This window comes from Streptomyces sp. NC-S4 (assembly GCF_054353315.1).
Map to the genome: position 1 here is coordinate 324,699 of NZ_CM135937.1, position 26,391 is coordinate 351,089.

The window sequence follows — 26,391 nt, forward strand, 5'->3', positions numbered from 1 at the left end:
GGCACAGCTGGCCGGGGGAGGCGGACCGGCTCCTCCGCTGGGAGAGAAGCCTGCGTGGCGCCCTCACCGGTGGGCACCGACGGCGAGGAGGGCCGGCCCCGGCCACCAGCGCGTCTGCGAATACCTGCTCCGCATCATCGCCACCGTCTTCCCCATGGCCCCTTGGGCCGGTAGAACCCCGGTGGGGACAACGGCCGATGACCATCGTCCTGAGCCTGGCGGGAGAACCGCGACTTCGGCCGGGTCGGATTCCTTCGACCGGTCAGCTGCTCCGCGCACCCATGTCCTTGAAGTCCCGACGACGTATGAACGGCCTCGGCCGACTCCGGGGAAACGCGGCGTACGAGGACGAACGGACGCAGCCCGTCATCCGCCCGCCCTTGACTCGTACCCAGCGCTGCCAGCAGACTCATTGGGCTTGCTGATCTTCGCTGGGGGAGCTATGAACGGCTTGAGTACTTTCTATGCGTGTCTGGGACTGCCGGTCGTCGCGCTTGTCGCGTTCCTCCTATGGAGCGACAGGGCCACACGGACGAAAAATCTCGACGGGCTGCAAATAGAGGAACAGGCCCGCCAGCAGGCCCGCTTCGACAAAATGTCCCCCGCTCGCAGGCTGTACACCCCGCCGGGAGAGCTCAACCGCCGCCGCTGACCCTGGCCATCGCCACAGGCAGCGACGTTTGCTCGGTCGAGGCGCGCCCGGTTTCCCTCGCGAGGAGCAGATTCTCCCTGTTCTGCGCGCGCGGAAGACTTCACCCTTGAGAGCCCGGATCGTAATACGGAGGCCCATATTCCGCCACGCTGAAACTGAAATCGTGATCCGTCAGCACTCTGAACAGGAATTCCGAGGCCGACATGGAGTACGTCGACCAGTCGCCTTCAGAGTCCTGCACCACGATGGGCCATTCCTCGGGTGGCTGATCGCTCGCCAGCCAATAGATCTGGCACGACGAGTATGTGTCCGCCCAGGGCAACAACCCACCGGACCCGGCCCGATAGACCCCGAATCTCTGCAGATCGGCCGCCGCGAACCGGTTGACCTCCACGATTCGCTGCAGCGAGCGCCATTCTCGCAGAACCCCCAGGTCTGTTCCGCCCGACGAAGAGGCGATCTCCAGGGCTCCGCTGAACGTGCCGTTCCCGAACGTCTCGCACAGCTGCTTGAAGTCCACCGGGAGAGCACATTGCAGAGTTTCTTCGATCTCCTCCCAGGCGATCTCCAGGGAGAGGGGGACCCAGTCGAGCTGGTCGACGACTCTATCCACCCAGTTCATGACGACCCTCATTCTGCCCTACCCAGTGAGGTTTCCTCGATGAAGATCGCCTCCGATGGCTGTTGAGGACCAAGGTAGCGCGGGCAGTATCACCGATCCGTGTGGGGTGGTGGGGTTCAGGCTGATGCGGCTCAAAGCGCGCCAGTGTTCCTTGAGTTCGGTGGCGACGCGTTCGTCGAGGGCTCGGACGGCATGGGAGCGACGCGGGGCGAAGGCTGCAGTGATCGCTGACGGAGGCTATCGAGGTAGCGGTCTCGTCATTCCGCACCGCTGCGCGCCCGGGCAGAGCGAACTGCCTGTCTGGAAAGAAGAACACAACACCTCCCACCGCATGCTCGGGCCGAACACGCCTTTGCCCGGATGAAGACCTGGAAGATCTCGCGTGACTGTCGGCTCAAGGGCGATGGCGTGCACCACGCGATGCTCGGTATCGCCCATCTGCACAACCGTGCGCGCCACGGCCGACCGCGCCGGGCCGAAGCACGGCCCGTTCAGGATTCGGCGGGCAGGAGCTGAACAAGGCCGACCCAGCTCTCCTCGCTCACCCAGGTCTGCGTGGCGCGGACGCTCCAGCAGCCGACGGGCAGCTGGACCGATGCCTCGGCAGGCATGCCACCGTCGGGATACTCGACGCCCAGGTCGGACCCCGCTTCGGCAGCGTCCATGAGCACCACGGGGCCGTCCGAGACCCAGGTGCCGCACTCCTCCCACACCGTGGCCGGGTCCGCGAGGACCGCATGGGCTGCGGCGCTCAGTGCGGCCTCGCTTCCGGCGGCGAGCCATCGCAGGAACGCGCGGTGCTGGGGCAGATAGCAGCTGGTCGCCGGCTCGTCCGCCAACACCAGCGCCTGCGCGCCGTTCTCGTCGACGGGGATCACACCGGCCAGATCGTCCACCGCGCAGGCCCGGTCGTAGTCGTCCGGGGCCGTGGCGTCTCCCGCCATGAAACCACTCTCCGTGGCCCCGCCCCACGAGGCCAGGGCGGAGACGGGGACGGCGATCAGAGGACCGCCCATCGACTCCACCCAGACAGGGGAGGCGTGGGAGGCATCGGCTGCGGTGGATGAAGGAGGAATCACGCAGTCAGTGTGCCCTCGCCCACTGACATCGCCACCACACTCACGCAGCAGTTGCGGGGACAGCCTTTACAACGACTAACACAATGAGGGGATCGGCTCTGACAGCATTGCCCTGGGTGGAAGTTGAGCGTTCACCCCGGCGTGGGGAACTTGCCGTGGACCGTGTCGGATGAGCTGTGGGAGCGCCTGGAGCCGCTACTGCCACAACGTGAGCGGCGCTTCCGGTACCCGGGCCGCATGCCGCTGCCAGACCGGCAGGTGCTGTCGGGGGTCCTGTACGTGCTGCACAGCGGTATCCAGTGGGAGTACCTGCCGCAGGAGCTGGGCTTCGGCTCGGGCATGACCTGCTGGCGCAGACTGCGGGACTGGAACGATGCCGGCGTGTGGCAGCAACTGCACGAGGTGCTTCTGGCCGAGCTGAACGCGGCCCTGCGGCTGGACTGGTCCCGCTGCGTGGTCGATTCCTCCCATGTCAGAGCCCTAAAAGGGGGAGCCACACGGGTCCGTCGCCGGTCGATCGGGGCCGGGCTGGCTCAAAGCACCACTTGATAACCGACGGGCACGGCACCCCGCTCGCGGTCCTGTTGACCGGCGGCAACCGTAATGACGTCACCCAGCTGCTGCCCCTGCTCGACGCCATCCCGCCGGTCCGCGGCCGTGTCGGGCGTCCGCGCCGCAAGCCCGACTCTGTGTTTGCGGACCGTGGCTATGACCACGAGGTCTACCGTGACCAGGTGCGCGATCGAGGCATCGTGTCGGCGATTGCCCGCCGCGGAACGCGGCATGGCACCGGGCTGGGCACCTACCGATGGGTGGTCGAGCGCAGTTTCGCGTGGTTGCACGGCTTCCGACGCCTGAGGATCCACTGGGAACGTCGGGCCGACATTCATGAGGCCTTCCTCAGACTGGCCTGCTGCCTCATCACCTACCGACGAGTGAAATCCTTGTGTTAGCCGTGTGCGCTGCTGGACGGAGCTCAAACAGTTCGGACCGCAGCCGGCAGTCGCACCGGCGCCCATGGTTGACCTCTCTTGGTAGCCGCCGAGAGCGGCACGCCACGGGTACAAGGAAGGAACTCCGATATGTCTCAGTCTGCTGTCACCCGCCTGCGTCAGCTACTCCCGCCACCTGTCTCCGGAGGAGACGCGGTGGACTGGAAAGGGCTCGCCGACGCGGTGCAGCTGGAACTCCCTGCGGATTACCGTGAGTTCGTGGAGTCGTACGGCGGGGGAGAGATCGACGAGTACCTGTCCATCAGTACGCCTCCCGTCCCGGGATCGCCGTACGGGGATCTCCTCGAGAGAGTCGATGCCGCACTCTCGGACCGGGACTGCCAGGAGCTGGGCGCTCTCCTCGGAGGGCAAGACTTGCCACTCCTGTTGCCCTTCGCGGACTCGGCGAGCAGCGATGTCGCCTTCTGGCTGCGAAAGGGCGCTGCCGACAGCTGGAGGGTGGCCATTTTCCGGAGGCAGACGCCGTGGGGGGCGAACCGTTGGACGGTCTTCGACGGTGGCATGGCGGAGTTCTGCCTGGCCGTCCTAACCGGCGTGGTAGATCCGTTCAGCGAGCGGATCGCGGGATCAGGACCCCACGTGTTCGTGAGCTGGCGTGACGTGTAACCACCGGGCCGACCGCGCGATCACCCGACCGTACTGCTGTCCTCGGGTGCCCGTCGGCGGCCGCTCACCTCATTGTGTTAGTCGTTGTTAGAGGTCGTCTCATTTGGAGTACTGGGTAGCCTTCACCGCATGGTGATGGTCGAGCGTTTGGTTCCGGACGAGCTGCGGGAGCTGTTCCAGCGGGTGGTCCCACCCGCTCCAGCTCGACCGCAGAGCGGCGGCCGGCGCCGGTACGGGGACCGTGAGGTGCTGGTCGCGATCACCTTCGTGGCCACGACGGGCTGCACCTGGCGGTAGCTACCACCGGTCTTCGGACCATCGGGGCCGACCGCACACCGACGCTCACCGAGTGGAACACCGTCCGGATCTGGGCCAGGTTGCACCGCGTCATCCTCGACGAGCTGGGCTCGCGCGGTGGCCTGGACTGGTCGCGCTGCGCGATCGACTCTGTGAACATGCGGGCCCTGACATCGGGGACCCGACAGGTCCGAATCCTGTCGACCAGGGCAAGAAGGGCTCGGAGATCCACTTGATCACCGAGCGGACCGGTCTGCGCATCTCCGTCGGGATCTCCGGCGCGAACCTCCACGAGGCTGCGCACGATCTCCTGGCTGGGCGGCTGCCGTCGTCTGCACCGCCGCTACGAGCGCAAGGCCGAGCACCTCCTGGCCTTCACCGTCCTCGCCTGTACCCTCATCCGCTACCGCAGACTGACAGTCTGACAAGCAACGCCCACGGGTGGGACGATCCACAACGTGATCGGATGGATGCACCACACTCCGCGCTGGGCAGTCGCATCGGCCTGCGGCATCGCGGCCGTCCTGCTCTTCGTCGGCGCATCCGCGCACATTGCCGACCTCCTCAGCCACGGTCTGCGCCCCTACGACTGGGCGCCGGGCTAGTGCTGTGACCGCATGGGTTACCGGGTTCGACGGTCAGCGTTGCTGGTGAGGGCGGTAGGCCGCGACGCAGGCCGCTGATGCCTCTAACGCCGCGTGGGTGACAATGACGCCGTGGAGCCAACCAGTCGGATCATCGTTGCTTTGGATTTTGACAACCGCCGAGCGGCTGACGAAGTCGTCGCCCGGCTCGGTGACGAGTGTCGTTTCTACAAGGTCGGGATGGAGCTGCTCACAGCAGCCGGGCCGGACCTGATCGAGCACCTCGTAGCCAAGGGCAAGGAGGTCTTCCTGGACCTGAAGCTCTTCGAGATCCCGAACTCTGTGGCCGGCGCCGTCCGCGCCGCTGGCGCTCTCGGTGTCTCCATGGTGACCGTCCACAGTATGGGCGGCACCGGCATCATGGCCGCCGCTGTCGCCGCGGCCCGCGACTTTCCAGACCTTCGCGTGCTGGCCCTGACCGTCGTCACCAGCATGACGAGCTCCGATCTCGCTGACATCGGCGTCACCGGCTCAACCTCGACCGAGGAGCAGGTGTTGCGGCTGGCCCAGCTGGCGGAAGGCGCTGGCTGTCATGGCGTGATCGCATCGCCGCAGGAAGCCGGGCCACTGCGTGGCGTGCTGGGAGCCAGCGCCCTGATCGTCACGCCGGGAGTCGCGCTTCCTGGCGAGTCCGCAGGTGAGCACGCCCGGCCCGGCACACCGCGTGCCGCTGTCGCCGCGGGTGCTTCACACGTTGTCGTGGGCCGGGGAGTCACCCGTGCCGCGGATCCTGCCGCAGCATTCCGGCTGGTCCGCGCGAACCTGGAGCTGTGAGCGGAAACGATCACGGCACTGCATGGTCAGGCCGCTGCCGACGAGAGCGGGCGGCAGCCCCATCGGATGCCCTTCTCGCTGCGGATGCGGGCGCGTTCCTTGCGTTGGGCGGCCAGAACGTCGGGGTGGCGGGCGTTGGCGTTACGCCAGCGTAGGTAGGCGTGCAGTGCGCGGGTCTGGACAGTGTGGTTTGGGTGGTTGGAGTTCGCCAGGGTGAACTGCCGCAGCGGCCCGAAGTGCGCCTCGATCGGCTTCGCCCAGGAGGCGTTCGTCGGGGTGAAGCACAGCTCGGTCTTGTTCTTCCGCGCCCACTTGCGGATCTTGCTGCCCTTGTGTGCCGAGAGGTTGTCCAGGATCACGTAGATCGGGGCGCCGTCGGGACGGGCTGCCCGGATGGATTTGAGCGCAGCCAGGGACTGGGCGGCGCCCTTGTGGCGGCGGTTGACGCCCCACAAGGTGTCGTCGCCGACCGAGTAGCAGCCATGGAAATAGGTGACCCCGTGGATACGGTGGTGGGTCGCCGGGACCCGGTCGGGCCGGCCCGCCTTCGCCCAGCAACACCCACCGGTGGGGCGGAAGCCGAGCGGTCCGAACTCGTCGAAGGCGAAGACCCGGTCGGGAAAGTGGTCCAGGATGTGCTCGATCCGGTAGAGCTTGGCATCGCGGTCGGGGTCGCTGGACTCCTTCCAGGTCTTGGTGCGCTGGAAGGTGACCCTGCGGCGGGCGAGAAGGCGGCGCAGCGCCTCGCGGCCGATGCGGATTGTCCGGCCGTGGACGCGTCGCAGGTAGGCAGCGAGTTTGCGGATCGACCAGCGGGTGAAGGGCTGGCCGAGCTTGGTCGGGCGGGTGGTGGCCGTCTGGACGACGAAGTCCTCGTCGTCAATGCTGAACCGGTGGATCACATCCCGCACGGTGTCCTCGTCGGCCTGCACCAACTGGGCGATCACCGGCACCCGGTTGCCGCCGGCCGAGGCCAGCAGCATCATCGCGCGGCGATAGCGCACCGAACTGGTGCTGCCCCGGTGCACGATCTGCTGCAGTTTCTGACCCTCCTGGTCGGTCAGTCTGCGTACGCGGACAGGCTCGCTCGGCCACCGCACCTCCAGCAATCGGATCGGACGTCACCGCACATCCAACCGCCACGACCACCAACCCGGCGAACCTATGCGGTCAGAGCACTGGCTCAACCTCTACTGGTCGTCCCTGGCGCTGTTCGACACGCTCGCCGCCGTGTTCCTGATCAGGGGCAAACGCCGGGGAACCGACCTCGCCTGCGCCATCATGGCGACCGACCTCGCCGCTCAACCCGGCCTTCGGCGGCTGGGCGTCTTCGCCGCACTCGTCCTGGGAACGGCACCGTTCATCCGACGGCACCTCACCAATTGAGACCACCTCTCGGGCACTGTGCATAGTGTGCTCATGGATCGATTCGTGGGTCGGGGCCGCCTCGAATGGTGGGCCAATCAGTCGACTTGTCTTGAGATGTACGACATCGACGTCACCGTCACCGTCGACACGGTCGGCAAGCGGCGGGCAACCGGGCTGCATGCCGACACCCTTGACGCGACCCAACGCGAGGTCTGGGATTTCCTCATGGAGATGGATCCCCACTTCTCCCTTGCGTTTCCCGGTGAGGACCGCGGCGGGATCACGGTGCGAGTCATCGAGGCCGAGGATGGAACCCTCACGCTTGTGGAGGCACCGGACTGGGACGGCTCGGTGAGCGTCACCTTCGACCTCACCTGAGTTCAGCCCGGAAGGGCAGGAACCCGACTTCGCCACCGGGCGCACCCTGCCCGGTCCGGAGCCGTGCCCGACGCCGCGGCGGGCGATCATCGGCTTGATGCTGCGCTCCCACAGCTGACGGAGGTACTTGTCGAAGTCGTGGCCCCGCTCGGTGCACAGGCGTCGGGGCTTGTGGCGAGGGCGTCCTCGTAGGCCCCGAATCGCTGGGACTGGCTCCAATAGCGGCATGCGCGTACGGCGGACCGGTCGGCTAACGTGCCACGCGGTAGCGGAGGTGGACGACCTTTGAGCTGAAGGTGCGGGTCTCGACCAGTTCGAGATCCACCCGGCGCTCGTGCTGCGGGAAGAACGGAACGCCGCCGCCGACGAGCACCGGGTAGACCCTGGCCCGGTACTCGTCGATCAGCCCCGATGCGGCCGCCTCGGCTGCGAGAGTCGCACCGCCGATCGCGATGTTGCCGTCCCCCGGCTCGGCTCGCAATCGCTCGATCTCCTCCGCCAGGCCGCCGGAGGCCAAACGGGCATTTCCCTGCACCGCAGACAGCGTGGTGGAGAACACCACCTTGGGGAGCGCCCTCCAGACCGCGGCGAACTCGAGCGTCGAGAAGTCGAGCGATGGAACCTGGTCGACGGTCTCCCAGTACAGCATCGTCTCGTACAGCCGTCGGCCCAACAGGTGGACGCCGGCCTCTCGCACCTCGTCGGTGGCGAAGCGAAAGACCTCCTCGTCGGGCGGCGTCCAGTCGAAGGCGCCGTCCGGCCCGACGATGTAGCCGTCCAGTGAGACGCCCATCGAATACGTCACGCTGTGCATCAGAAGTCCTCCTCGGTAATGGTTCGACAGTACGACCGTCGGACGTCGCAGGGCTCAACACGACGCGAGATCCACCGGGTCGAGTCACACCACGAGATGCTTTCGCGGAGAGGACCCCCGACGGCGTGCGGAGCGGGCGGCGGGCAGGCGTGCGGTCCGGTGAGGTCGGTCGCATGCCCCGCCGAGGGGCCCCTCGATGGGGCCCGGCGCCGCACGTGCCCGGGTCCAGGCAGTACTGCGGCGGGCCGTGTCAGGCGTCGGGAGCGGCTTTCGCTTGCGCCCCGTGGTGGGCCCGTAGCCCGGTGCGCTGCTGCCGTTACCGTGGCGGCGCGGGGTTGCGGAGTGCGGGCCGGGACCAGGGTGCGTCGGCGTCGCCGCCCGGCTCCGGGCGGAAGCCGAGCTCGCGGAGCTGGTTGAGGGCCATCATGGCGGTGAACATCTCGTTCGGGTTGGCCCCGCCCGCCCCGAGCCCGGCGATGGCCCGTGCGTAGCTGCTGGTGAACGCGCTCGGCCGGATCCGCCCGCTCCCTCCGGTCAGGCCGAGTGCCGCCTCCTGCAGGGCGGCGGCCTGTGCCAGCAGGCCGTCCAGATGGGACGCCGCCTCGGCGCCGCGGCGTACGGCGAAGGTGTGCCCGTCGGTGAGGACAGCGGCCTCTTCCTGCTCGAAGAGGCCGGCGACGGCGCCGATCACGGTCTGGATCTTGAGCTGGTCGGCGTCCACCATCGCGCCGCAGGGGCCGTTGCCCTCGTCGGAGAGGTGGAGGACGCCGCAGTCCCCCAGGTGCACGATCACGTGCCCCGCGCAGTGGCCCTGGCTGCGCAGCACCCGGACCGCGCCGTCGGCGAAGGTCCAGCCGGTGAACCGCAGCGAGCCGATCCTGATCCGCTCCGGCGGGCGCTCCTCGTAGGTACGGGTGGTCACGGCGAAGGGCCGCATCGGCGTGAAGAGCGACACCACCTTTTCCGCCAGTGCGGGGGCCGGCAGCGGGGCCGCCCAGGCGATGCGTTCGAAGGACCGCACCCAGTAGGACTCCGGGTCGCGCATCTGGTCGAGGTCGGGGGCGGGGACACAGTGCTCGCCGGGCACGCCCAGCTCGTCGGCCAGGTCGTTGTTGGCGACGTGGTCGGGGTGACCGTGCGTGGTCAGCAGCAGCGCCCGGGACCAGGGCCCGACGCGGTCGGCCGCCGCCCGCAGCGCCGCGCGGAAGGCCGGGGTGACACCGGTGTCGACGAGTACCAGGGTGTCGCCTGCCCGGTGCACCAGGGCGTTGGCGACGTCCGGCTGATCGTGTGCGAGATCCAGCTCTTGGCCGAGGACCAGCACGGTCCTGTCGTCGATCTCGACCAGGTCGCCTAGCGCGCTCATGGATCCTCCCGCCATCCGGTCGGGGCCGACCGGCCGGAGCCGCTGCTCCAAAGCTGCCGACAGCACCAGTCTCCCGCCGCCGGGCGCACGCCGCGACGGGAATGCAGGCGGCCGCTCGCCGGACCGCGCCGGGGAGACGACGTACGCCGACGAGCACCAGGAGTGAACGGCAGCTGCGCGATCCGGCTTCGTCGTCCGGACACGCGCGACTGTCAGTCGGCCGATGAGTGCCGTTGGGTGAACTCGTCGGCGAGCATGCCCATCATCACGACATCGTGGTGCCGACGAAGCCGAGCTGACGGTGGAGAGCCAGTGACGCTTCGTTGTGCGCGAAGATCCGCACTTGGCCCTTGTGGTACCGGTTCTCCTCGAACATGAACCGCAGCGGCATGACCGCGGCTTCTGCCGCGTAGCCCTTACGACGGTGCTCAGCACCGATCGTGATGCCGCACTCGAACCAGCCCGCGGCGGACGGGCGCGGTGCGCCGTGCCATGGTGCGGCCACCCCTGCTGGGCAGCCTCCGCCCGTCGGCGGGCCCGCGGCGCCGAGCTGCGGGCCCCGTGTGGAACGCCCATGCTGAGTAGTGGGGCGCCCCCGGTCCCGTCCTGAGACTTGTCCCTCCCTAAGGCTGATCGGAGGCGTCCGAGAGGAGGAGGAAGTCATGCGAATGCGAAGAATCCTGGGCCTCGCCCTCGCCGGGGCGACCCTTGCCGGATTGAGCGCCGTCGGCGCTGTCAGCGCTGAAGCTGCCTCGTCTCCCAACATCACCAGAGACGAGTGCACGGCTGCGGGCGGACAGGTCACATCACAGCCCTACGCGGGCTACACCTGCACGCTGCCCGACGGGACCAAGCAGCCGATCACGTGATCGGTCTCCCCCCGCCACCACCAGCGACGACACGCCCCGGCTGGGACTCGGCGGACTACACGGTGGACGCCCACCGGCGTAGCCTGGTGCGGTATGAGCGAGGTTGTGGAAGCCAAGGGTCCGAAGGTTCCGCCGAGTTACCCACCGAAGTCGCCGCCGCCTCAGAAGAAGCCCGTGGAGCCGCCGCGGCCGCAGCCCGCGACGACGTCGAAACCGCTCGGAATGCCGGCGCGGATGGTCGTTACGAGTCGGCGGGCGAGGGTGCTGGCCTTCCGCGCGGACCAGTGGGCGGCGAAGAAGGCCGCCGGACAAGCCGCGCTCGCCGTCGCCGAGTGGGACTACCCGCTGCTGGACGAGCACGACTTCCTCAAGACCGTCCACGGCCTGGTTGGCGCTGCCGTGGCGGGCGGCGGAAAACGTGTGAGTGTGCACCTCGCCGACCAGGACGACAAGATCCTGGTCATGGTCCTCAACCACCGGATCGACGAGGACGATGCGGTGCAAGTGCCGACGGAGGTGGCGGTACTACGCACCGTCGACGCCTGCGGCGTCCACACCGACCAGGACGGCCACGCATGGTGGGCGCTCCTCGACGCCCGCCCCCGACCGAAGAAGCACCTGGCTTAGAACTCCTAACGAAATGATCTTCAAGGTGGTTGGATCACTCCGCAACTGATGATCCGGGGGTGCGGGGTGGTACGGCCGAAGCCGTGGGAAGTCGACGACGAACTGTGGGCGGTGGTCGAGCCGCTGTTGCCGAAGGTCGAGCGTCGGGCCCGGCATCCTGGACGCAAGCGTCACCCTGACCGGCTGGTGTTCCAGGGGATCCTGTTCGTTCTGCACACCGGGATCGCCTGGGAACACCTGCCGCAGGAACTCGGCTTCGGTTCGGGCATGACCTGCTGGCGCCGCCTGGCCGAGTGGACCGAAGCCGGTGTGTGGCCCCGGCTGCACAAGGTGCTCCTTGCCAAGTTGCGCGGTGTGAACGCTCTGGACTTCTCTCTGGCGGCGGTCGACGGCTCTCACATACGGGCGTTAAAGGGGGCTCCAAGACAGGACGAAGCCCTGTTGACCGGGGCAGGACGGGCAGCAAACATCACCTGATCACCGACGCCACCGGCATTCCGCTCGCCGCCACTTTGACCGGCGGTAACCGCAACGACGTCACCCAGCTGATTCCGCTCCTTGAGGCCGTGCCGCCGGTGCGGGGCAAGCGCGGCCGGCCCCGGCGCCGCCCGGACGTGGTGCTGGCCGACCGTGGCTACGATCACGACAAGTACCGCCGCCTGGTCTGGGACCTTGGAGTGAAACCGCTGATTGCCCGCCGCGGTACCCAGCACGGCTCCGGCCTCGGCACCCAGCGGTGGGTCGTGGAACGCGCGTTCGCCCACCTGCACTGGTTCCGCCGGCTGCGGATCCGCTGGGAGATCCGCGACGACATCCATGAAGCCTTCCTCAGCCTCGCCTGCAGTCTCATCTGCTGGCGACGATTGAGGAGGCTGCCGACGTCCTAGCTCTCGCTGCCTGAGGAACCCCGAAAGCCACGATCTTCAACAACCGGGAAGGCCCGCTCGGCGCCCGCAGCCCAGGCATCGATCTGCGCATGGGACGACCTGATGGCGTTGATCAGTTCCTCCACCACGTCAAGCTTCGGCGGGTGGACGTTCAGCCTCAGATCCTCCATCGACACCTCTTGGTACGGCATGCTCAGCTGCCACCAGAACCGCATGAGGTAGCGACACTCCTGCGGGTCACGGTCGTCTGCCAGGCGATCATGAACGACCGCCCGGACACGCCGTCTCTGTTCGTCGTCACGGAAACCGTTGCTGAGGTCAGTCAGGGTCACGCTCGGACAGTAGCAACCACATGCATCACCCATCAGTGGGCCCGTGAAGACGCCAAGCGGGTCATTCCGTTAGGAGTTCTTAGGGCGTTCCCTCGTACCGCAGAGAGGTCTTCACCGCCTTTCTGGCCCAGGCCGACGCCGAGGGCGACCTCGTCCGGTCAGCGGGGTGGTCCGAAAGAGGGGCCTAGATGATGTTGTGCGAGAAGAAGTCGTGGGGGCAGTTGGCGCACTTGCCGTCATCGCCGGTCTTCCACCCCTCGCATGCCACGCAGACCAGGCAGTTGATGGTGTCCAGGCCGGTCACCAGCCCCGCGCTCTCCAGGCGGGACCGGGCCCTGCTGTGCACCTCACCCAGTTGATGCTGAAACTGCTCCAGGTCGTCCGCGTTCTCCTTGAGCGCCTGCTTCTGGCCCTCGGTCAGGTCGGTGTTGAGACCCACTGTCCTGCCTCCCTTCGCAAGACGACTTCTCTGTCCAATTCCATTGTCGTCCGGGCGGGGTGGGCGGGCATCCGGGACGATATTCGATCGCGGTCAACCATTTCCCCGATAAACGAAGAAGAATCAACGACGTCCGTACAGCGGTTCGCGACGGTCGGCTGCCGACGGGCCTACTGCCCGCCGCACAGACCCCCGTACGGCGCGGGGCTGTCACAGCCGACGGGGTCTCCCCAGTCTCCGCAGCAGGGAGCGCTACCGGCGTCTTCGCCACGGGCGGCCTCCGGGAGCCGGCGTTCGCGCCGTATATCCGTCCGCCGGTGCGGCTCCTCCACCGCAAGGGGTTCGAGGTCGAGGGCATCTTCACCTGCCGCGCATTCGACACGTGGGCGCCGTTCGGGCTGATCGGCGGCATCAACGAGCAGCGCCCGTACGAAGGACGGCTTGACCGCCGCCCGCCAGTTCGCGGAACGACTTGTGACCGGCTCCGCACGCACGGCCTGACCGCCGGGGCCGGCGCCCGCCCGGGCCGTCTCCGGAGACCGGGGTGTGGCCGCCTCCCGCCGAGCGGGCGGGCGGCTGGGCCTCCTGTCGGCCATCGGCCACGATCCGGCGCACGGCGGACAAGGCGCGGATGGGCCGGTGTCGTCGAGCCGGTGAAGGTGGTGCCCATGGACCGTGGCGATGAGCGCATGCACGTCGGCGGCGGTGAGGTGACCGGGCGCCAGGCTCAGACGCCGGATGTGACCTCGGCCTTGTCGTCGGACCCGGTGCCCTTGCTCTCGGCCGCCGCAAGCCTGCGGTTGCGGCGGACCGACGAGACGAAGGACCAGGCGATCAGGACGACGCCGACGAGGCCCGTGATGACCTCGTGGATCTCGTACTGGATGGTCACGAGCAGGATCGCCGCGAGGGCGCCGATGGCGTAGTGCGCGCCGTGCTCCAGGTAGACGTAGTCGTCGAGGGTGCCCTGGCGGACCAGGTAGACCGTGAGCGAGCGGACGTACATCGCGCCGATGCCGAGGCCGAGCGACATCAGGACGATGTCGTTGGTGATCGCGAAGGCGGCGATGACGCCGTCGAAGGAGAAGGAGGCGTCGAGGACTTCGAGGTAGAGGAACAGGAAGAACGCAGCCTTGCCGGCCATCACGACCGCCGGCACCTTCGTGCCGCTCTTCCTGGCCGCTTCCTCGGCCTCGTGCTCGCGCTCCTCCTCTTCCTCCAGCTTGTTCTCGAAGTAACCGGAGAGACCGCCGACGACCAGGTAGGTGATCAGGCCGGCGATACCGGCGATCAGGACGGTCTCCGTCTTGTCCGCGTGAATGCCGCCGTACTGGTGGGCGTTGGTGGCGAAGGTCGTCGCGGCGACGAGCAGCACGATGAGCGCGATACAGGCGGAGAGCATGTCGATCTTGCCGAGCTTGGCGAGCGGGCGCTCGAGCCACGCGAGCCACTTGATGTCACGGTCCTCGAAGATGAAGTCGAGGAAGATCATCAGCAGGAACATGCCACCGAAGGCAGCGATCGACGGGTGAGCGTCCGTCACCAGCTGCTGGTACCTGCCCTTGTCGTCCAGCGCGAGCTGGACCGCTTCGACCGGACCGATCCTGGCGCTGACTGCGACGATGACGACGGGGAAGACCAGGCGCATGCCGAAGACCGCGACGAGGACACCGATGGTGAGGAAGATCCTCTGCCAGAAGGCGTTCATCTTCTTCAGGATCCCGGCGTTGACCACCGCGTTGTCGAAGGACACCGAGATTTCGAGGACGGACAGGATCGCCACGACTCCGAATCCCGCCCACCCCCCGTATAACACCGCAGCGATCAGGCCGATCACGGTGACCGCGAACGACCAGCCGAACGTCTTCAGAAGCACTGGCTGCCCAATCGTCGTGTACGGGGCGCCCCCGCGCCGTGCCGTACGTGGCTTTGCGAAACGTTGACCCTGAAGTCTAGAACGATGCCGCGCAGCCCTGGCCCACTTCCCCCGGGCCGACGGTTCACAACTCCCTTTCGGGGCCCTGCCGGTGGACCTTGCCGAAGGGCCCCGCCGACCACCCTCCGGCCGGGCCGGTCTTCGACTACTCCGGAGGTTTGCGTGCTGCCGCCACGATCCGTTCCAGTGCCGAGGCGTGCCGCTGGAATGCCTCGCGCCCGTACGGGGTGAGGCGGAGGTGGGTATGCCGTCCCGTGCGGATGCGTGTCTTGCGGACCTCGACGTACCCGGCGTCCGCCAACGCGGCGACCTGCTTGGACAGGGCCGAGTCGCTCGTGCCCACCGCATCCCGGACGAATCCGAACTCCACCCAGTCGGCCGGGGCCAGGAGCGCGACCACCGAGAGTCGCGCCGGAACGTGCAGGAACTCGTCGAAGTCGGGGTCCATCAGACGTGACCGTTCCTGCGGACGACGGACTCGACGAACGGGCGCAGCGCGTACGAAGCGCCCACCGCCGCCAGGGCGGTGACGGCCGCGGCGAGCGTGTGCCGTGCCGGCAGGCCGAGGAAGTAGGCGGCGACGGCCGCCGTCCAGAAGACCACGAGAAGGAGGATGCTTATGGCCGCATAGAACAGCAGCTCCGAGCCGACGGTCTTCCGGCGGACGGGGGCCCTGCGCTCGTACACGAAGAATCCGCCCAGGACGAGGCCGTTCCCTGCCAGGACCGCGACGGTGTTCCAGGGGCTCGGCAGGTCGAAGGACGAGCACACGGCGAACAGGCCCAGCACCGAAATGATGAGGTTGGGGCGGGAGTTGGCGTGGCGCACGTACTCGTCGAGCGTCTGCTCCTGGCGGTGGTGTATGGCATCGAGGGCGGTCTGGGCGTCAAAGGCGGTCATGGCTGGCAGTCCCCGGTCATCGGTCTTGCGAGTGCTTTCCTGTAAAGAAAGTACCACCTTCTTTCCGAACAGGAAAGAAGGTGGCGGGAGCGGGCCGCCGCCACCGATCCCGGACCCAGCCCGCCCCCCTTCCACCTCCGGGGTCACGACAGGGCGCCGAAGGCGCCGGCCCGGGCCGCCGCGGCGGCGGCCCGGGCGGCGCGGAGCGGGAGCGCCGGGTCGGGGGCGGCCCGGATCAGCAGCAGTTCGTGGTAGACCGGGGCGGTCGCCGCGACGAGCAGCGCTCGGCTGTCGGCGGGGCCGGGCAGTTCGCCCCGGCCGGCCGCACGGGTGACGACCACGGCGCACCGCGCGTAACGGTCCTCCCAGAAGCGCGACAGCGCCGCCGCCGCCTCCGGTGAGCGGAATCCGGCGGCGATCAGAGCCGTGGTCAGGTTCGGCCCGCCGCCCGCCAGCGCCTCGTACACCTCCTGGTTGAGAGCGGCCAGGTCGTCCTGCAACGAGCCGGTGTCCGGTGGGCTCCACGTGTCGTCGGACGCGGTGTCGAGCACGTCGGCCAGCAGGCGCCCGACGTCCTGCCAGCGCCGGTAGACGGTCGTGCGGTGGACGCCGGCGCGTTCGGCGACCGCGTCGACCGTCAGCCCGTCGTAACCGCTCTCCAGGAGCAGCGCACCCACCGCCTCCAGCACCTGCGCGCGGACGCGGGCGCTGCGGCCGCCCGTCCGGCGCCGCCTCGTGGCCGGTTTCTGTCGGCCGGAATCATCACTTGCCTGCACTGGGGAGTCCATGTCAGCATTTTAACGCAACATCCGTCGCCTTAAAGGAGAAGTCCCGTGGTCATCAACCGCGTTGCCGCCCACCGCACCACCACCGCGCCCCCCGCCCCCGAACCCCTGGAGCCGCCCTGTGACCGCACAGCTCACCGCCTCTGACCTCACCAAGTCCTACGAAGGCCGCCCGGTCCTCGATTCCGTCGACTGCTCCGTCCCCGCCGGGGAACGTCTCGGCATCGTCGGCGAGAACGGTTCGGGCAAGTCCACCCTGCTCCGGCTGCTGGCCGGGGCCGAGCGTCCCGACCGCGGCGAGGTCGTCCTGCACGCCGACGGCGGCGTCGGCCACCTCGCGCAAGAGGAGAACCTCCCCCCGCACCTGACCGTCCAGCAAGTGATCGACCGCGCCCTCGCCGGGCTGCGTGCCCTGGAGCGGGACCTGCGCCGGCTCGAGGCCCGCATGGCCGGCGGCGACACCGCCGACGAGACCCTGACCGCGTACGCCGACGCCCTCACCGCCTTCGAACTGCGCGGCGGATACGACGCGGACGCCCGCGTGGAGCGTGCCCTGCACGGCCTCGGCCTGCCGGTCCTGCCGCGTGAGCGCGCCGTCGGTAGCCTGTCCGGCGGCGAGGCCGTACGCCTGCGCCTGGCCGCGCTGCTCGCCTCCGCCCCGGAGGTGCTGCTCCTCGACGAGCCCACCAACCACCTCGACGGCGCCGCCCTGACCTGGCTGGAGGACCACCTGCGGGGCCGACGCGGCATCACGGTCGCCGTCTCCCACGACCGGGCCTTCCTGGAACGCGTCGCCACCTCCCTCCTGGAGGTCGACGGTGACCTGCACCGGACCGTGCGGTACGGCAACGGCTACGCCGGCTACCTGGCGGAGCGCGCCGCCGAGCGGCGGCGGCGCACCGAGGCCCACGCCGCCTGGCGGGCCGAGGCGGCCCGGCTGCGCGAGGCCGCCGCCGTCACCGCACGCCGGGTGGCGCCCGGCCGGGCCATGAAGGACGGCAACAAGATGGCGTACGACCGCGCTGCCGGCCGGGTCCAGCAGTCCCTCGCGAGCCGGGTCCGCAACTCCGAGGAACGGCTCGCCCGGCTGCTGGCCCGGCCGGTGCCCGCGCCCGCGGACCCGCTGCGGTTCACCGCCGTACCGCGCACAGCCGCCATCGGCACCGCGGCCGGGCCCGGGGTGCCCGCCGGGTCGGCCGGTTCCGGCGGCGCGCCGGGGGCGCTGCTGGCCGCGACGGGCGTCGCGGTCGAGGGGCGGCTCGCGCCGGTGGACGTGACCGTGCCGGTCGGCGGCCGACTGCTGGTCACGGGCCCGAACGGGGCGGGCAAGAGCACGCTGCTGCACGTTCTGGCCGGCTCCCTGGACCCCGACCGCGGGCAGGTCGTCCGGCACGGCCGGACCGGGCTGCTGGCCCAGCACGCCGGCACAGGCCGGGGGACACTGCTCGCGGCCTTCGCCGAGGGCCGCCCCGGGACCCCCGAGGAGCACGCCGAACAGCTCCTGTCACTGGGTCTGTTCGCCCGCGACCGGCTCTCCACCCCGGTCGGCACCCTGTCCGCCGGGCAGCGGCAGCGGCTGGCCCTGGCCCGCCTGGTCACCGAACCGGCCGACGTCCTGCTGCTGGACGAGCCCACGAACCACCTCTCCCCCGCGCTGGCGGAGGAACTGGAGGAGGCGCTGGCCCGGTTCGCCGGAGCGGTGGTCGTCGTCAGCCACGACCGGCGGCTGTGCGCCCGCTGGCCGGGCGACCGGCTCACCCTGCGCGCGCCGGCGCCCGCCGCGGCCACCGCCTGCCCGTGACCACCAAACCACCGGACCTGCGAACCGTTCGCGCCCCCTCCCTCCCGCCTCCCCGCCTCCCCGTTGTAAGGACGCCCCTCTTGAGCACCTCCGCAAGCCCGCTCGGCACCCTCACCCTGCCCACCGCCGGCTCCGGCCCGTACGCGCTCGCCGTCGGCCCCGACGGCCACCTGTGGTGCACGCTCGTCCATGCCGGGCGCATCGCCCGCATCACCCCGTCGACCGGCCGCGTCGTGGAGTTCGCACTGGACTCCCCCGACTGCGGACCCACCCTGATCACCGCCGGGCCGGACGGCGCGCTGTGGTTCACCCGGTACCGCGACCACCGGATCGGCCGGATCACCGTGGACGGCGAGATCCGCTCGTACGCGCTTCCCGGCGGCGCGGGCGGGCCCTACGGGATCGCGGCCGGGCCCGACGGCGCCGTCTGGTTCACCCTGACGAACTCCGACCGCATCGGCCGGATCGGCGCGGACGGCGAGGTCCGCGAGTTCCCTCTGCCCCGCGAGGGAGGATTCCCCTCCTTCCTCACTGCGGGGCCCGACGGAGCCCTGTGGTTCACCCTCAACCAGGCGAACGCGATCGGCCGGATCACCGTCTCCGGCGAGGTCCGGCTCCACTCCCTGCCGACACCCGGCGCCGCCCCGGTCGGGATCGCGGCCGGCCCGGACGGGAGCCTGTGGTTCGCCGAGATCGGTGCCGGGCGTATCGGACGGCTCACGACCAGCGGCGCGGCAGGAGTGGAGATCACCGGGTTCGCGCTGCCCGAAGCCGACTGCCGCCCCCACGCCGTCACCGTGGCCCCGGACGGGACCTGCTGGTTCACCGAGTGGGCCGGCGGCCGGATCGGCTCCGTCACTCCGGACGGGACGATCACCGAGCACCTGCTCGCACAGCCGGACCGCGAACCCCACGGACTCGCCTTCGGCCCGGACGGCACGCTGTACGTCGCCGAGGAGCGCGGCGGCATCTCCGCGTGGGAGGTGCGCCACGCCGTCTGAGATCCGTCCGGCCGTCGGCGGGCCGGTGGGGTCCTGTGCCTCAGCGCACGAACTCGGGGGACTCCTCCGTGGGCAACGTCCGCAGTGTCCGTAGCGGTGACAGGACGTTCGGAAGGACGCTCAGCGTCATACCGGCAGCGCCGATCCACAACGTACCCGCCGCTCCGAGCACGGAACCCGAGGCTCCGCCCAGGAGCCCACCGAGAGGAATGCCACCGCAGGAGACGAACCGAGCCGTCGCGCTCGTCCGGCCCAGTAGCCGATCCGGAGTCAGGGCCTGCTGGAGGCTTGCTTGAGCCACCACGCGGACGACTCCGCCCAGGGACAGGGCCGCGAGTCCGATCGCGGCCACGTACACGCTCCAACCCGTACGCGCCAGCGGCGTCAGGACGGTCAAAGGGCAGGTGACGAGCGGCGCGAGCCAGATGACCGGCCCCGGCCCGACCCACTTCGAGACCCTGGTCGCCGACAGTGCGCCCAGCAAGGCCCCGCAGCCCATTCCCGACAGGATGAGGCCGATGCCGAAGGAGTGGAGACCTGTCTCCCGCTCCAGGAAGACCAGCAGCATGGTTTGGTACATGACCAGGAAGAGGTTGAACATCGCATCCCCCAACACGATGGCGCGCAAGGCGGGGTGCTCGAGGAGGAACCTCAGTCCCTCCCTGATCTCCCGGCCCATTCGAGGGTGGTCACTCGGCTCCGGCTTCTGTTCCCGTTTCCGGATGGTGATCGCGAGCAGTCCCGACATGGCCATCCCGGCCGCACTCACCAACAGCGTCGCAGGGGATCCGACCAGACCGACCAGCGGACCCGCCAGCGCCGGCCCGCCGATACTGGCCGCGGAGCGTATCGCCGACAGTTTGGAGTTCCCTTCCACGAGATTGCGGCGCCCCACCAGGTACGGGAGGCAGCTGGCGTACGCGACGTCGAAGAAGACGGTCAGCGCTCCATGGACCAGGGCGACTGCGTAGAGCCACCAGATGGTGAGCAGGCCTGCCCACCAGGCCACCGGGATCGTCAGGAGAACCAGCGCGCGGGCGAGATCAGCCCCGACCATCACCGATCGCTTCCGCATGCGGTCCACCCACGCGCCCGCCGGCAGCCCGACCAGGAGCGATCCTGCGGTGGTCACCGCGGTCAGCAAGCCGATCCGGAACTCGTCCGCCTGCAGTGCCGCGATGGCCGCCAGGGGCAGGGCCAGAAAGATGATGCGGTCGCCCAGCTGACCGAGCGCGGTGGCGGCACACAAGCGTCTGAAGTCCCGATCGCCCAAGAGGCCGAGGCGGGAGGATTTCGGCATTCCGGCACCCTGCTCTCGAATTGCGCGAGGCCTCGCTGATGACGTCGATGGCTGGGCCGTCTCTTTCGGATCTTGTCGGCCGAGCCCGCGGCCGTCCGGTGCCATGGGGTCTCCCCAGGCCCGCCAGGGCCGAGGGGAAGGCCGGCAAGGCGGAGGTGCGCACCGTGTACTGGACGTACCCGGGCGCCCCGACAACGCGGCCGGGTGCGGTGCCGGGCGTCGCGGGCCCGGCAAGATCCGAATGAGCCGGCCTAGGGGCGGTCGACCCCGAATTCGTAGACCACTTCCCGGCACACGTCCGGAATGACCATGTCGGCCGTTTCCACCGGACGTCCGTCCGTGTCGAAGATGGTCCGCTCGATCTGCAGCACCAGGTCCCCCACACCGATCCCCAGGAGGTTCGCGTGCACCGGGGTGGCCCGGGCCGGGCGCGGCACCTCGACCACGGTCGAGACGACCACGCCGATGGAGCGCATGCGCTCCACCACCCCCTTCCCCGCCAGGGGACCCATCTCGGGCAGCACGATCGGTGTTCCGTCCGTGATGGCCATCGGTTCCCAGGATTCGGATAGCTGGACGGGCCGGCCGTCGGCGAGGAACTCGTAGTGCGTCGTGACGCAGAGGCTCCCGGGGCTGATGGCGAGCCGTTCGGCGATGGCCTCGGGGGCGGGGACGCGCGCCTGACTGTGCGAGTCCCAGGCGTCGGCCCGGCCCCGCTCCGGCGTGTCCGGCCGGGGGCGAGAGCCCTCGCGGCGTTCGCGGTGTCGCGAGCGGACCAGCCGCAGGCGCTCGCGCGGCATGCGGACGTAGGTCCCCGAGCCGGCACGTCCTTCGAGGAGACCGTCGATGATCAAGCGGTCCATGGCCCGCTGCATGACGTTGCGCCCGACGCCGTACTCCACGGCCAGCCGTGCCCGGGAGGGGAGGCGCTCGCCGATCTCCCACTCTCCCGCGAGAATCCGTGCGCGCAGCACGTCGGCCACTGCGAGGTACGGGGCCTCTCGGCGCATGGGCGACCCTCCGGTTGTCCTGCACTGCGGCAGCTGGTCGTTGCCACGGGAATTGGCAAGCTACTGCACCGGCCGAAAGCTGCTGGAGTAGAAATACGCTCGGCGCCCGCACGCCTACGGGGTCCGGCATCGTGGCGGTGGCGGCCCGTTGGTCGGCCGTCCCGGCCGGGGGTGCGGACGACGGTGGTCGCCGGTCGTGCCCTCACCCGTGCCCCGAAGGCGCCTTCGAGGACGGCGGCACCGCCGTGTCCTGGCCGTGCCCGACCTCGACCTCGACCTGCCTGAACCGGACCGGTCGGGGCTCACGTCACCAGGTGCAGAGAGGTTCCCGCGATGCCCAGCCGTACGCTCTGGCCCCAGGTCAGCTCCAGGGCGTCGCTCTCCATTCCGTCGCCGAAGACCACCATCCGGTCCGACTCCACGGTCAGTTGGAGACCCTGCCCCCGCCCCAGCTCACCGGCGACCCTCGTCGTTCCGGTCGAGGGGGAGGGCCAGGCCTCGCGCACGAACCACAGCAGCCGCCGGTCGCAGGGTGCGGGCAGCCCGGTGGGGCTGCCCCGCTCCAGCCACAGGGAACGCAGCCAGCCGGTCGCGCCCGTGCCGGTGCCCACCAGCACCCCGGAGGATGCCTGGGCCTCGCCTGACTCCTTGTCGCCGTCGGCGCCCAGGCGGTAGCGGGCCGTCTGGTGGCCGGGCGACCCCACGTAGATCTCGTTCAGCGCGAGCAGGCGCTGGGTGTCGTCGGCGACGGCCTCGACCATGGTCAGCTCCTCCGCCCGGCCTCCGGCGGCGGTCGCCGCCCGCAGCAGGGCGGCTGTGTCGGCGCAGCGGTGACGGACCAGGACCCCCGGATTGCGTCCCGGGTCGGTGTCGATGCCCACCACCGGCTGCCCGCGCAGGTACTTCGCGGTGTTGGCGACCAGGCCGTCCTGGCCCACCACGACCACCACGTCCTCCGGGGCGAACAGGAAGCGGTCCAGGTCGGCCCGCTCCACCCGGGAGCTGCGCCAGGTGAGCGGCACTGCCGCCGCCACCTCCCGCAGTGCCTGCTGGGTGCGCTCGTGGCGGCGGACGACCTCGTCGATCGACCGGCCCCGGCTGGAAAGGAAGAACGCGGCCTGCCCGTGCGTACCGTGCCGGGCGAGCAGTTCCTCGTACTCGGTCCTGCGGTGCACGATCACCGCCCGGGGGGCGAGGCTCACGCGCCCGATCCGCCTTCCGGGCGTCCGAGCCTGCCGAGGAGCCCGGTGAGGACGTCGGGAGAGAGTGTGATGCTCTCGATCCGCGGCAGGTTCTCCGCCAGCCGGGTCGCCGCCAGAGCGTGCAACGTGCCGGGGTCGACCTCGCCGTGCACCCGCAGCCAGGCAGCCTGGGCCTCGGCGCGGGCGGCGCCCGTCTCGCGCTCCGCCTCGGCGTCCGCGCGGGCCAGGCGGACCTTGCGGGCCGCCTCGGTCTCGGTACGGATGCCGTCGGCAGTCGCCTTCTCCTCGGCCTCGCGGCGGGCGTTGGTGCCGCGCTGGTCGATCAGCTGCTCCTCGCGCCTGGCCAGTTCGATCTGGCTGGCCAGCTCGTTCTCGGCGATGGCGCGTTCACGCTCGACGGCGACGGCCCTGCGTTCATAGGTGGCCCGGTCCGCCTCCTGCTGGATCTGCTCGCGGGCCGGGGTGCGCAGGGCGCGCTCCACCTCGGCCTCGGGACGGATCGCCACGACCCGCACGGCCACCACGTCGATGCCGGTGGCCGGGAGCCTGGGCTCGGCGGCGAGGCCGGCTGCGACGCTCCCCCGTACGGAGGCGACGCCGTCCACCAGGGCGACGGCCAGCGTAGTCCGGGCCAGTACGTCCAGCGTGTGCTGCTGCGCGGTCTCGGTGAGGAGGGTGGCGATCTGTTCCAGGGGAGCGCCCCGCCAGACTCCGGTGTCCGGGTCGACGGAGAAGTCGAGCCGGTCCGCGGCTTCGGCCGGGTCGCTGATCCGGTAGGTGACGGTGGCCTGCACGGCGACGTCCTGGAAGTCGGACGTACGGGCGTGGAACGCCATGGCCAGCTCCCGGTCGTCGACCGGCACTTCGGAAAGCGCCGCCGACAGCGACCGGTACCAGAAACTGAGTCCCCGCCCGTCGTGGACGAGACGGCCGCGCTTGTGGTGGCGGATGTGGGTGGTGGGCGCGGAGCGCAGATGACGCCAGCCGAAGCGCCGGGTGATGTCGGCCATGACGGACCCCCTTCATTTCGTCAGTACGACGATAACGAGACCCCTTCATATCGTCAAGTGGACGAAAAGCGGGTCCCCTCGGGTCCTGGACAGCGCGTACGCGACGGTGCGCTCGGCTGCGGTGGCCATGTCCGCGGTGCTGCGGCCCTCCGGGAGCGCCCCTGTTGGCCGCTCTCCGGCATCCGGCGCGTCGGCCGGCCCCGGAGTCTCGCCGACGCCCTGAGCGCGTGCCGTTATCCTCCTGCGCGGTCAGGAGCAGGACCAGGGCCTGGGAGCGGGTGGTGCCGAGCGCGGTGGCCACCGCTTCGACGGACATGCCGTCGTCGCACAGCGTGCCTGCGGCCGTCCGGCCCGCCCGGGCGGGCGATCGGCTCCAGCATGCCGGCGGCGCGCAGCGCGGCCAACGGCGCGTCCGCGGCCGCAGCGGTCAGGTGCTCGGCCATCGCGGCGAGGAGCGCGGCCAGGGGCTCGGGCAGCGGGACGGCCGCCTCGCGGACGACGGACAGGTACACGGTCCAGTCCGCGAGCGGTCCCGCCAGGTCGGCGTCCGCCTCGGGGAGGGGCCGGTCGCCGATCGTCTCCCAGTCCAGGGGGTACTCGGCGGCGCCGCGCCATCCGCACGCGCGGATGGCCCGCAGGGCTTCGGCGCGCGGGCGGTGGGCCCGGCCGTCGTAGGCCGACCAGTGCGTGGTCGACGGCACGTCCGGACCGCTCCCGACGTCGAAGTACACCGGACCCGGCTCGCCGCCGCCGAGCACACCCGCCACGCCCGCGTGCGCGTCCCCGAACTCCACCGTCCACCCGTCCCACTCCACCGGCGCAGTTGGGTCACCACCCGCGCCGACGGCCCCGGCGGCCGATGTAGCGTCGGGCCATGACCTGGGACAAGGACGCCCGCGCCGCCGACCCCGCTTCTTCCGAGGACGGGGTGCTCGCGGCACCGGAGATCACCGACACCGAGTGCCGTCAGTGCGGAACCCTCATCGCGGGGCTGAACGGGCGCTACGCCTGCCCGCTGTGCGGCTGGGTCAATCACCACTCCGAGGGGCATGCCGACCTGCCCACGGCACAGGACGACCTGGACCACCCCGCCCGCAAGAAGTCCAGGCGCCCGCGCCCCTAGGCCGCTCGGTGCGCAGCAGGAAACGCACACCTGTCAACGATCGTGTCTCCTTCGGCCCCCAACTCTCCATTTCCTGCCACAACTGTGGCAGGCTAGGGCCACAGGACAGGCCCAGCGTTTAGCCTCCGGGTGACCCGACCACTTGCGGAGCGATCCCCGCGCCATCTAGGAGACCGATCGGTGACTGGAACCTCCTCGGCCTCGGGGCCCGAGGCCGCCGTGCGTGAACTGACAGCCACGGCCGAGAGGGTCATCGATCTGGCGGCCGAACTCGGGCGGTCACGGGAAGAGGTCCTGGACGCCGCCGAGCTGCACCTCGCCACGGGGGTGCCCACCGCGGTCGTCGAGTCACTGCTCAGGGGAGAGTCCGCCGGTGAGCCGAACCGTCAGGAACGGTTCAGGCAGCGGCTGAAGGTGGTCCAGGCCCTGGACGTGCAGGGGAACAAGCGCAAGCACTCACAGGCGGCCATCGCGAGGCAGACCGGCATCTCACGCCAGCAGATCAACGCCCTGGCCAATGGTGAGCGCAAACCGACCATGGACCACTGCGCGCTCATCGAGGCCTTCTTCGGCCGGCCCGCCGGGTTCCTCATGTCCGAGGACGCGGCCGCCGTCAACGGTGCGCTCCTCCGCGTGGAGATGAGTCTGCTGAAGGAGGTGGCCAAGCAGGACAAGCCCGCGCCGACCCTCGTCGACCTGCTCGCCGTGCACGGTGTGGAGGGGATCGCCGCCCGGGCAGCGCTCCTTCCCACCGACGACCACCGCGACAGGGTCCTCAGGATGATCGAGAGGCTCTTGACCGAGTCCGAACCCGAGACGGGCGACGCCCGGAACGCGGACTCCGGTGGGACGCCCGTTCGCTAGCGCTCGGCGGCTGTATGACAACGGGGGAGACGTTGTCGGCGGACACGGCAAGCGGGTCTTCCGCGCCGCCGGAAGAGGGTCCTATCGGGGAGAAGCGATGTTCAGGCAGCAGGGCATGCGTAAGTCGGTCAATGGTCTGGCGGCCGGGGTCCGCCATCTGAAGGCTCCGGTGACCTCCGAACTCCTCTGCCTCGCACTGTGCGAGGTCATGAGCAAACGCCGGAAGCGGCCGATCGAGTTCCGGACCACGCCCTTCCCGCCGGGCACGGCCAGCGGTCTCGCCCTGAACCTCGGGAACAGGGACTTGATCGTGGTCGAACGGATGACCGCACCGGAGCACCAGGTCATCATCACGGGCCATGAGCTCCGGCACCTCGAGTTGGGTCACTGCCACAGCGCCGTCGCCGAGGGTACGGCTGCGGCACGCCTGCTGCGGCACGACGCCGACCTCGATGGTGTCGTCTCCTCCGTGCTGGCCGTGGCGGGGCGTCAGGTCCCTTCCCCCGCCGGCCAGGACGGCGCCTCGGTCCACAACGCCCAGGAGCAGGAGGACAGTGCCGAGCTGTTCGGGCTGGAGCTCGCGCACCGGGTGCGTCACCTGCTCGACACCAAGGGGGTCGATGCCCCTGACCGCGCCACGACCAAGGGCAGGATCGCGGCCGCCCTCAGCTACCACAGCATAGGCAGTTGAG

31 protein-coding genes and 3 pseudogenes are annotated in these 26,391 nt (G+C 69.8%); 16 read left to right on the forward strand and 18 right to left on the reverse strand.

Annotation, left to right across the window (positions count from 1 at the left end; translation table 11 throughout):
- Positions 1–752 precede the first annotated feature (752 nt).
- Complete coding sequence (locus ACXNSR_RS01635; protein WP_458640329.1) at positions 753–1,274, reverse strand: SMI1/KNR4 family protein; 522 nt, start codon at positions 1,272–1,274, stop codon at positions 753–755.
- Between the two features lie 190 nt (positions 1,275–1,464).
- Between ACXNSR_RS01635 and ACXNSR_RS01640 the strand changes: the two are divergent.
- A pseudogene (locus ACXNSR_RS01640) lies at positions 1,465–1,790 on the forward strand (transposase); the annotation flags it as partial.
- Here the strand turns inward: ACXNSR_RS01640 and ACXNSR_RS01645 are convergent.
- Complete coding sequence (locus ACXNSR_RS01645; RefSeq protein ID WP_458643530.1) at positions 1,766–2,290, reverse strand: Imm21 family immunity protein; 525 nt, start codon at positions 2,288–2,290, stop codon at positions 1,766–1,768. The pseudogene ACXNSR_RS01640 and the gene ACXNSR_RS01645 overlap by 25 nt on opposite strands.
- Positions 2,291–2,503: 213 nt before the next feature.
- Here ACXNSR_RS01645 and ACXNSR_RS01650 point away from each other — a divergent pair.
- The 5 genes and pseudogenes from ACXNSR_RS01650 (at position 2,504) to pyrF (ending at position 5,687) form a co-directional block, all read left to right on the forward strand.
- Positions 2,504–3,306 (forward strand): IS5 family transposase gene (locus ACXNSR_RS01650; RefSeq protein WP_458643531.1). Its coding sequence is split into 2 segments (ribosomal slippage): positions 2,504–2,818 and positions 2,821–3,306, totalling 801 coding nucleotides; the frame shifts between segments, so codons are not numbered across the junction.
- A 195-nt stretch (positions 3,307–3,501) separates the two neighbouring features.
- Positions 3,502–3,972, forward strand: coding sequence for an SMI1/KNR4 family protein (locus ACXNSR_RS01655; RefSeq protein ID WP_458640330.1), 471 nt, complete (start codon positions 3,502–3,504; stop codon positions 3,970–3,972).
- 129 nt (positions 3,973–4,101) lie between these two features.
- Positions 4,102–4,694, forward strand: a pseudogene (locus ACXNSR_RS01660) (transposase).
- A 33-nt stretch (positions 4,695–4,727) separates the two neighbouring features.
- Positions 4,728–4,874, forward strand: a complete 147-nt coding sequence (locus ACXNSR_RS01665) for a hypothetical protein (protein WP_458640331.1) — start codon at positions 4,728–4,730, stop codon at positions 4,872–4,874.
- A 111-nt stretch (positions 4,875–4,985) separates the two neighbouring features.
- Positions 4,986–5,687 (forward strand): orotidine-5'-phosphate decarboxylase, encoded by a 702-nt coding sequence (gene pyrF, locus ACXNSR_RS01670; protein ID WP_458640332.1) that lies wholly within the window; start codon positions 4,986–4,988, stop codon positions 5,685–5,687.
- Between the two features lie 26 nt (positions 5,688–5,713).
- On the opposite strand, the gene ACXNSR_RS01675 is transcribed toward pyrF, so the two are convergent.
- A complete protein-coding gene (locus ACXNSR_RS01675; protein WP_458640333.1) occupies positions 5,714–6,787 on the reverse strand; it encodes an IS630 family transposase in 1,074 nt (357 codons plus the stop codon).
- Positions 6,788–6,851: 64 nt separating this feature from the next.
- Between ACXNSR_RS01675 and ACXNSR_RS01680 the strand changes: the two genes are divergently transcribed.
- Together ACXNSR_RS01680 and ACXNSR_RS01685 are read left to right on the forward strand one after the other, a co-directional pair.
- A complete protein-coding gene (locus tag ACXNSR_RS01680) occupies positions 6,852–7,073 on the forward strand; it encodes a hypothetical protein (protein WP_458640334.1) in 222 nt (73 codons plus the stop codon).
- 33 nt (positions 7,074–7,106) lie between these two features.
- On the forward strand, positions 7,107–7,433 hold the full coding sequence (locus tag ACXNSR_RS01685) for a hypothetical protein (protein WP_458640335.1): 327 nt from the start codon (positions 7,107–7,109) through the stop codon (positions 7,431–7,433).
- 24 nt (positions 7,434–7,457) lie between these two features.
- On the opposite strand, the pseudogene ACXNSR_RS01690 reads toward ACXNSR_RS01685, so the two are convergent.
- The 4 genes and pseudogenes from ACXNSR_RS01690 to ACXNSR_RS01705 all read right to left on the reverse strand — a co-directional run.
- Positions 7,458–7,631: pseudogene (locus tag ACXNSR_RS01690) on the reverse strand (IS5/IS1182 family transposase); the annotation flags it as partial.
- Between the two features lie 52 nt (positions 7,632–7,683).
- Positions 7,684–8,247, reverse strand: coding sequence for a dihydrofolate reductase family protein (locus tag ACXNSR_RS01695; protein ID WP_458640336.1), 564 nt, complete (start codon positions 8,245–8,247; stop codon positions 7,684–7,686).
- A 316-nt stretch (positions 8,248–8,563) separates the two neighbouring features.
- Positions 8,564–9,613 (reverse strand): MBL fold metallo-hydrolase, encoded by a 1,050-nt coding sequence (locus ACXNSR_RS01700; RefSeq protein WP_458640337.1) that lies wholly within the window; start codon positions 9,611–9,613, stop codon positions 8,564–8,566.
- A 265-nt stretch (positions 9,614–9,878) separates the two neighbouring features.
- Entirely contained in the window at positions 9,879–10,118 is a 240-nt protein-coding gene (locus ACXNSR_RS01705; protein ID WP_458640338.1) for a GNAT family N-acetyltransferase, read from the reverse strand.
- A 157-nt stretch (positions 10,119–10,275) separates the two neighbouring features.
- On the opposite strand from ACXNSR_RS01705, the gene ACXNSR_RS01710 reads away from it, so the two are divergent.
- From ACXNSR_RS01710 to ACXNSR_RS01720, 3 genes are all read left to right on the forward strand, one after another.
- Positions 10,276–10,482, forward strand: coding sequence for a hypothetical protein (locus ACXNSR_RS01710; protein WP_458640339.1), 207 nt, complete (start codon positions 10,276–10,278; stop codon positions 10,480–10,482).
- Positions 10,483–10,716: 234 nt separating this feature from the next.
- Positions 10,717–11,109, forward strand: coding sequence for a hypothetical protein (locus ACXNSR_RS01715; protein ID WP_458640340.1), 393 nt, complete (start codon positions 10,717–10,719; stop codon positions 11,107–11,109).
- A gap of 48 nt (positions 11,110–11,157) precedes the next feature.
- Positions 11,158–11,996, forward strand: a protein-coding gene (locus ACXNSR_RS01720; RefSeq protein WP_458640341.1) for an IS5 family transposase whose coding sequence is annotated in 2 segments (ribosomal slippage) — positions 11,158–11,502 and positions 11,505–11,996 — 837 coding nt in all. Because the reading frame shifts where the segments join, the coding sequence is not laid out codon by codon here.
- Here the strand turns inward: ACXNSR_RS01720 and ACXNSR_RS01725 are convergent.
- The 6 genes from ACXNSR_RS01725 to ACXNSR_RS01750 all read right to left on the reverse strand — a co-directional run bounded on the left by ACXNSR_RS01725 (position 11,993) and on the right by ACXNSR_RS01750 (position 16,391).
- Positions 11,993–12,328, reverse strand: coding sequence for a hypothetical protein (locus ACXNSR_RS01725; protein ID WP_362832581.1), 336 nt, complete (start codon positions 12,326–12,328; stop codon positions 11,993–11,995). The genes ACXNSR_RS01720 and ACXNSR_RS01725 overlap by 4 nt on opposite strands.
- A 184-nt stretch (positions 12,329–12,512) precedes the next feature.
- Positions 12,513–12,767, reverse strand: coding sequence for a hypothetical protein (locus ACXNSR_RS01730; protein WP_458640342.1), 255 nt, complete (start codon positions 12,765–12,767; stop codon positions 12,513–12,515).
- Between the two features lie 727 nt (positions 12,768–13,494).
- Positions 13,495–14,643, reverse strand: coding sequence for a DUF475 domain-containing protein (locus ACXNSR_RS01735; RefSeq protein ID WP_458640343.1), 1,149 nt, complete (start codon positions 14,641–14,643; stop codon positions 13,495–13,497).
- A 205-nt stretch (positions 14,644–14,848) separates the two neighbouring features.
- Positions 14,849–15,151, reverse strand: coding sequence for a winged helix-turn-helix domain-containing protein (locus ACXNSR_RS01740; RefSeq protein ID WP_458640344.1), 303 nt, complete (start codon positions 15,149–15,151; stop codon positions 14,849–14,851).
- The gene (locus ACXNSR_RS01745; RefSeq protein WP_458640345.1) at positions 15,151–15,603 is read right to left on the reverse strand and encodes a hypothetical protein; all 453 of its coding nucleotides are present in this window, start codon (positions 15,601–15,603) and stop codon (positions 15,151–15,153) included. The genes ACXNSR_RS01740 and ACXNSR_RS01745 overlap by 1 nt, the downstream gene beginning before the upstream one ends.
- Before the next feature lie 143 nt (positions 15,604–15,746).
- On the reverse strand, positions 15,747–16,391 hold the full coding sequence (locus tag ACXNSR_RS01750; RefSeq protein ID WP_458640346.1) for a TetR/AcrR family transcriptional regulator: 645 nt from the start codon (positions 16,389–16,391) through the stop codon (positions 15,747–15,749).
- Positions 16,392–16,509: 118 nt separating this feature from the next.
- Between ACXNSR_RS01750 and ACXNSR_RS01755 the strand changes: the two genes are divergently transcribed.
- Positions 16,510–18,189, forward strand: coding sequence for an ABC-F family ATP-binding cassette domain-containing protein (locus tag ACXNSR_RS01755; RefSeq protein ID WP_458640347.1), 1,680 nt, complete (start codon positions 16,510–16,512; stop codon positions 18,187–18,189).
- A gap of 80 nt (positions 18,190–18,269) precedes the next feature.
- The gene (locus ACXNSR_RS01760; RefSeq protein ID WP_458640348.1) at positions 18,270–19,190 is read left to right on the forward strand and encodes a Vgb family protein; all 921 of its coding nucleotides are present in this window, start codon (positions 18,270–18,272) and stop codon (positions 19,188–19,190) included.
- Between the two features lie 40 nt (positions 19,191–19,230).
- Here ACXNSR_RS01760 and ACXNSR_RS01765 read toward each other — a convergent pair whose 3' ends face one another.
- The 5 genes from ACXNSR_RS01765 to ACXNSR_RS01785 form a co-directional block, all read right to left on the reverse strand.
- A complete protein-coding gene (locus tag ACXNSR_RS01765) occupies positions 19,231–20,490 on the reverse strand; it encodes an MFS transporter (protein WP_458640349.1) in 1,260 nt (419 codons plus the stop codon).
- Positions 20,491–20,741: 251 nt separating this feature from the next.
- A complete protein-coding gene (locus ACXNSR_RS01770) occupies positions 20,742–21,500 on the reverse strand; it encodes a GntR family transcriptional regulator (protein WP_458640350.1) in 759 nt (252 codons plus the stop codon).
- A gap of 302 nt (positions 21,501–21,802) precedes the next feature.
- Positions 21,803–22,702: a hypothetical protein gene (locus ACXNSR_RS01775; protein WP_458640351.1), complete on the reverse strand. Its 900-nt coding sequence runs from the start codon at positions 22,700–22,702 to the stop codon at positions 21,803–21,805.
- Positions 22,699–23,712, reverse strand: a complete 1,014-nt coding sequence (locus ACXNSR_RS01780; RefSeq protein ID WP_458640352.1) for an SPFH domain-containing protein — start codon at positions 23,710–23,712, stop codon at positions 22,699–22,701. Before ACXNSR_RS01780 ends, ACXNSR_RS01775 begins: the two co-directional genes overlap by 4 nt.
- A 233-nt stretch (positions 23,713–23,945) precedes the next feature.
- Positions 23,946–24,527, reverse strand: coding sequence for a hypothetical protein (locus ACXNSR_RS01785; protein ID WP_458640353.1), 582 nt, complete (start codon positions 24,525–24,527; stop codon positions 23,946–23,948).
- Positions 24,528–24,586: 59 nt separating this feature from the next.
- On the opposite strand from ACXNSR_RS01785, the gene ACXNSR_RS01790 reads away from it, so the two are divergent.
- The 3 genes from ACXNSR_RS01790 (at position 24,587) to ACXNSR_RS01800 (ending at position 26,390) form a co-directional block, all read left to right on the forward strand.
- A complete protein-coding gene (locus tag ACXNSR_RS01790; RefSeq protein WP_458640354.1) occupies positions 24,587–24,835 on the forward strand; it encodes a hypothetical protein in 249 nt (82 codons plus the stop codon).
- Between the two features lie 180 nt (positions 24,836–25,015).
- Entirely contained in the window at positions 25,016–25,699 is a 684-nt protein-coding gene (locus ACXNSR_RS01795) for a helix-turn-helix transcriptional regulator (RefSeq protein ID WP_458640355.1), read from the forward strand.
- Positions 25,700–25,796: 97 nt separating this feature from the next.
- Positions 25,797–26,390 carry a toxin-antitoxin system, toxin component gene (locus ACXNSR_RS01800; RefSeq protein ID WP_458640356.1) on the forward strand — a complete coding sequence of 198 codons (594 nt, stop codon included), beginning with the start codon at positions 25,797–25,799 and terminating at the stop codon, positions 26,388–26,390.
- The last annotated feature ends 1 nt before the right edge of the window (position 26,391 follow it).

Excerpts from the sequence above, each read along its gene's own strand:
- ACXNSR_RS01790 (WP_458640354.1), top strand. The coding sequence starts at position 24,587 with ATGACCTGGGACAAGGACGCCCGCGCCGCCGACCCCGCTTCTTCCGAG.
- ACXNSR_RS01740 (WP_458640344.1), bottom strand. The coding sequence starts at position 15,151 with ATGGACCCCGACTTCGACGAGTTCCTGCACGTTCCGGCGCGACTCTCG.
- ACXNSR_RS01765 (WP_458640349.1), bottom strand. The coding sequence starts at position 20,490 with ATGCCGAAATCCTCCCGCCTCGGCCTCTTGGGCGATCGGGACTTCAGA.
- ACXNSR_RS01700 (WP_458640337.1), bottom strand. The coding sequence starts at position 9,613 with ATGAGCGCGCTAGGCGACCTGGTCGAGATCGACGACAGGACCGTGCTG.
- ACXNSR_RS01750 (WP_458640346.1), bottom strand. The coding sequence starts at position 16,391 with ATGGACTCCCCAGTGCAGGCAAGTGATGATTCCGGCCGACAGAAACCG.
- ACXNSR_RS01680 (WP_458640334.1), top strand. The coding sequence starts at position 6,852 with ATGCGGTCAGAGCACTGGCTCAACCTCTACTGGTCGTCCCTGGCGCTG.
- ACXNSR_RS01745 (WP_458640345.1), bottom strand. The coding sequence starts at position 15,603 with ATGACCGCCTTTGACGCCCAGACCGCCCTCGATGCCATACACCACCGC.
- ACXNSR_RS01715 (WP_458640340.1), top strand. The coding sequence starts at position 10,717 with ATGGTCGTTACGAGTCGGCGGGCGAGGGTGCTGGCCTTCCGCGCGGAC.
- ACXNSR_RS01710 (WP_458640339.1), top strand. The coding sequence starts at position 10,276 with ATGCGAATGCGAAGAATCCTGGGCCTCGCCCTCGCCGGGGCGACCCTT.
- ACXNSR_RS01800 (WP_458640356.1), top strand. The coding sequence starts at position 25,797 with ATGTTCAGGCAGCAGGGCATGCGTAAGTCGGTCAATGGTCTGGCGGCC.
- ACXNSR_RS01780 (WP_458640352.1), bottom strand. The coding sequence starts at position 23,712 with ATGGCCGACATCACCCGGCGCTTCGGCTGGCGTCATCTGCGCTCCGCG.
- ACXNSR_RS01635 (WP_458640329.1), bottom strand. The coding sequence starts at position 1,274 with ATGAACTGGGTGGATAGAGTCGTCGACCAGCTCGACTGGGTCCCCCTC.
- ACXNSR_RS01770 (WP_458640350.1), bottom strand. The coding sequence starts at position 21,500 with ATGCGCCGAGAGGCCCCGTACCTCGCAGTGGCCGACGTGCTGCGCGCA.
- ACXNSR_RS01645 (WP_458643530.1), bottom strand. The coding sequence starts at position 2,290 with ATGGGCGGTCCTCTGATCGCCGTCCCCGTCTCCGCCCTGGCCTCGTGG.
- ACXNSR_RS01685 (WP_458640335.1), top strand. The coding sequence starts at position 7,107 with ATGGATCGATTCGTGGGTCGGGGCCGCCTCGAATGGTGGGCCAATCAG.
- ACXNSR_RS01695 (WP_458640336.1), bottom strand. The coding sequence starts at position 8,247 with ATGCACAGCGTGACGTATTCGATGGGCGTCTCACTGGACGGCTACATC.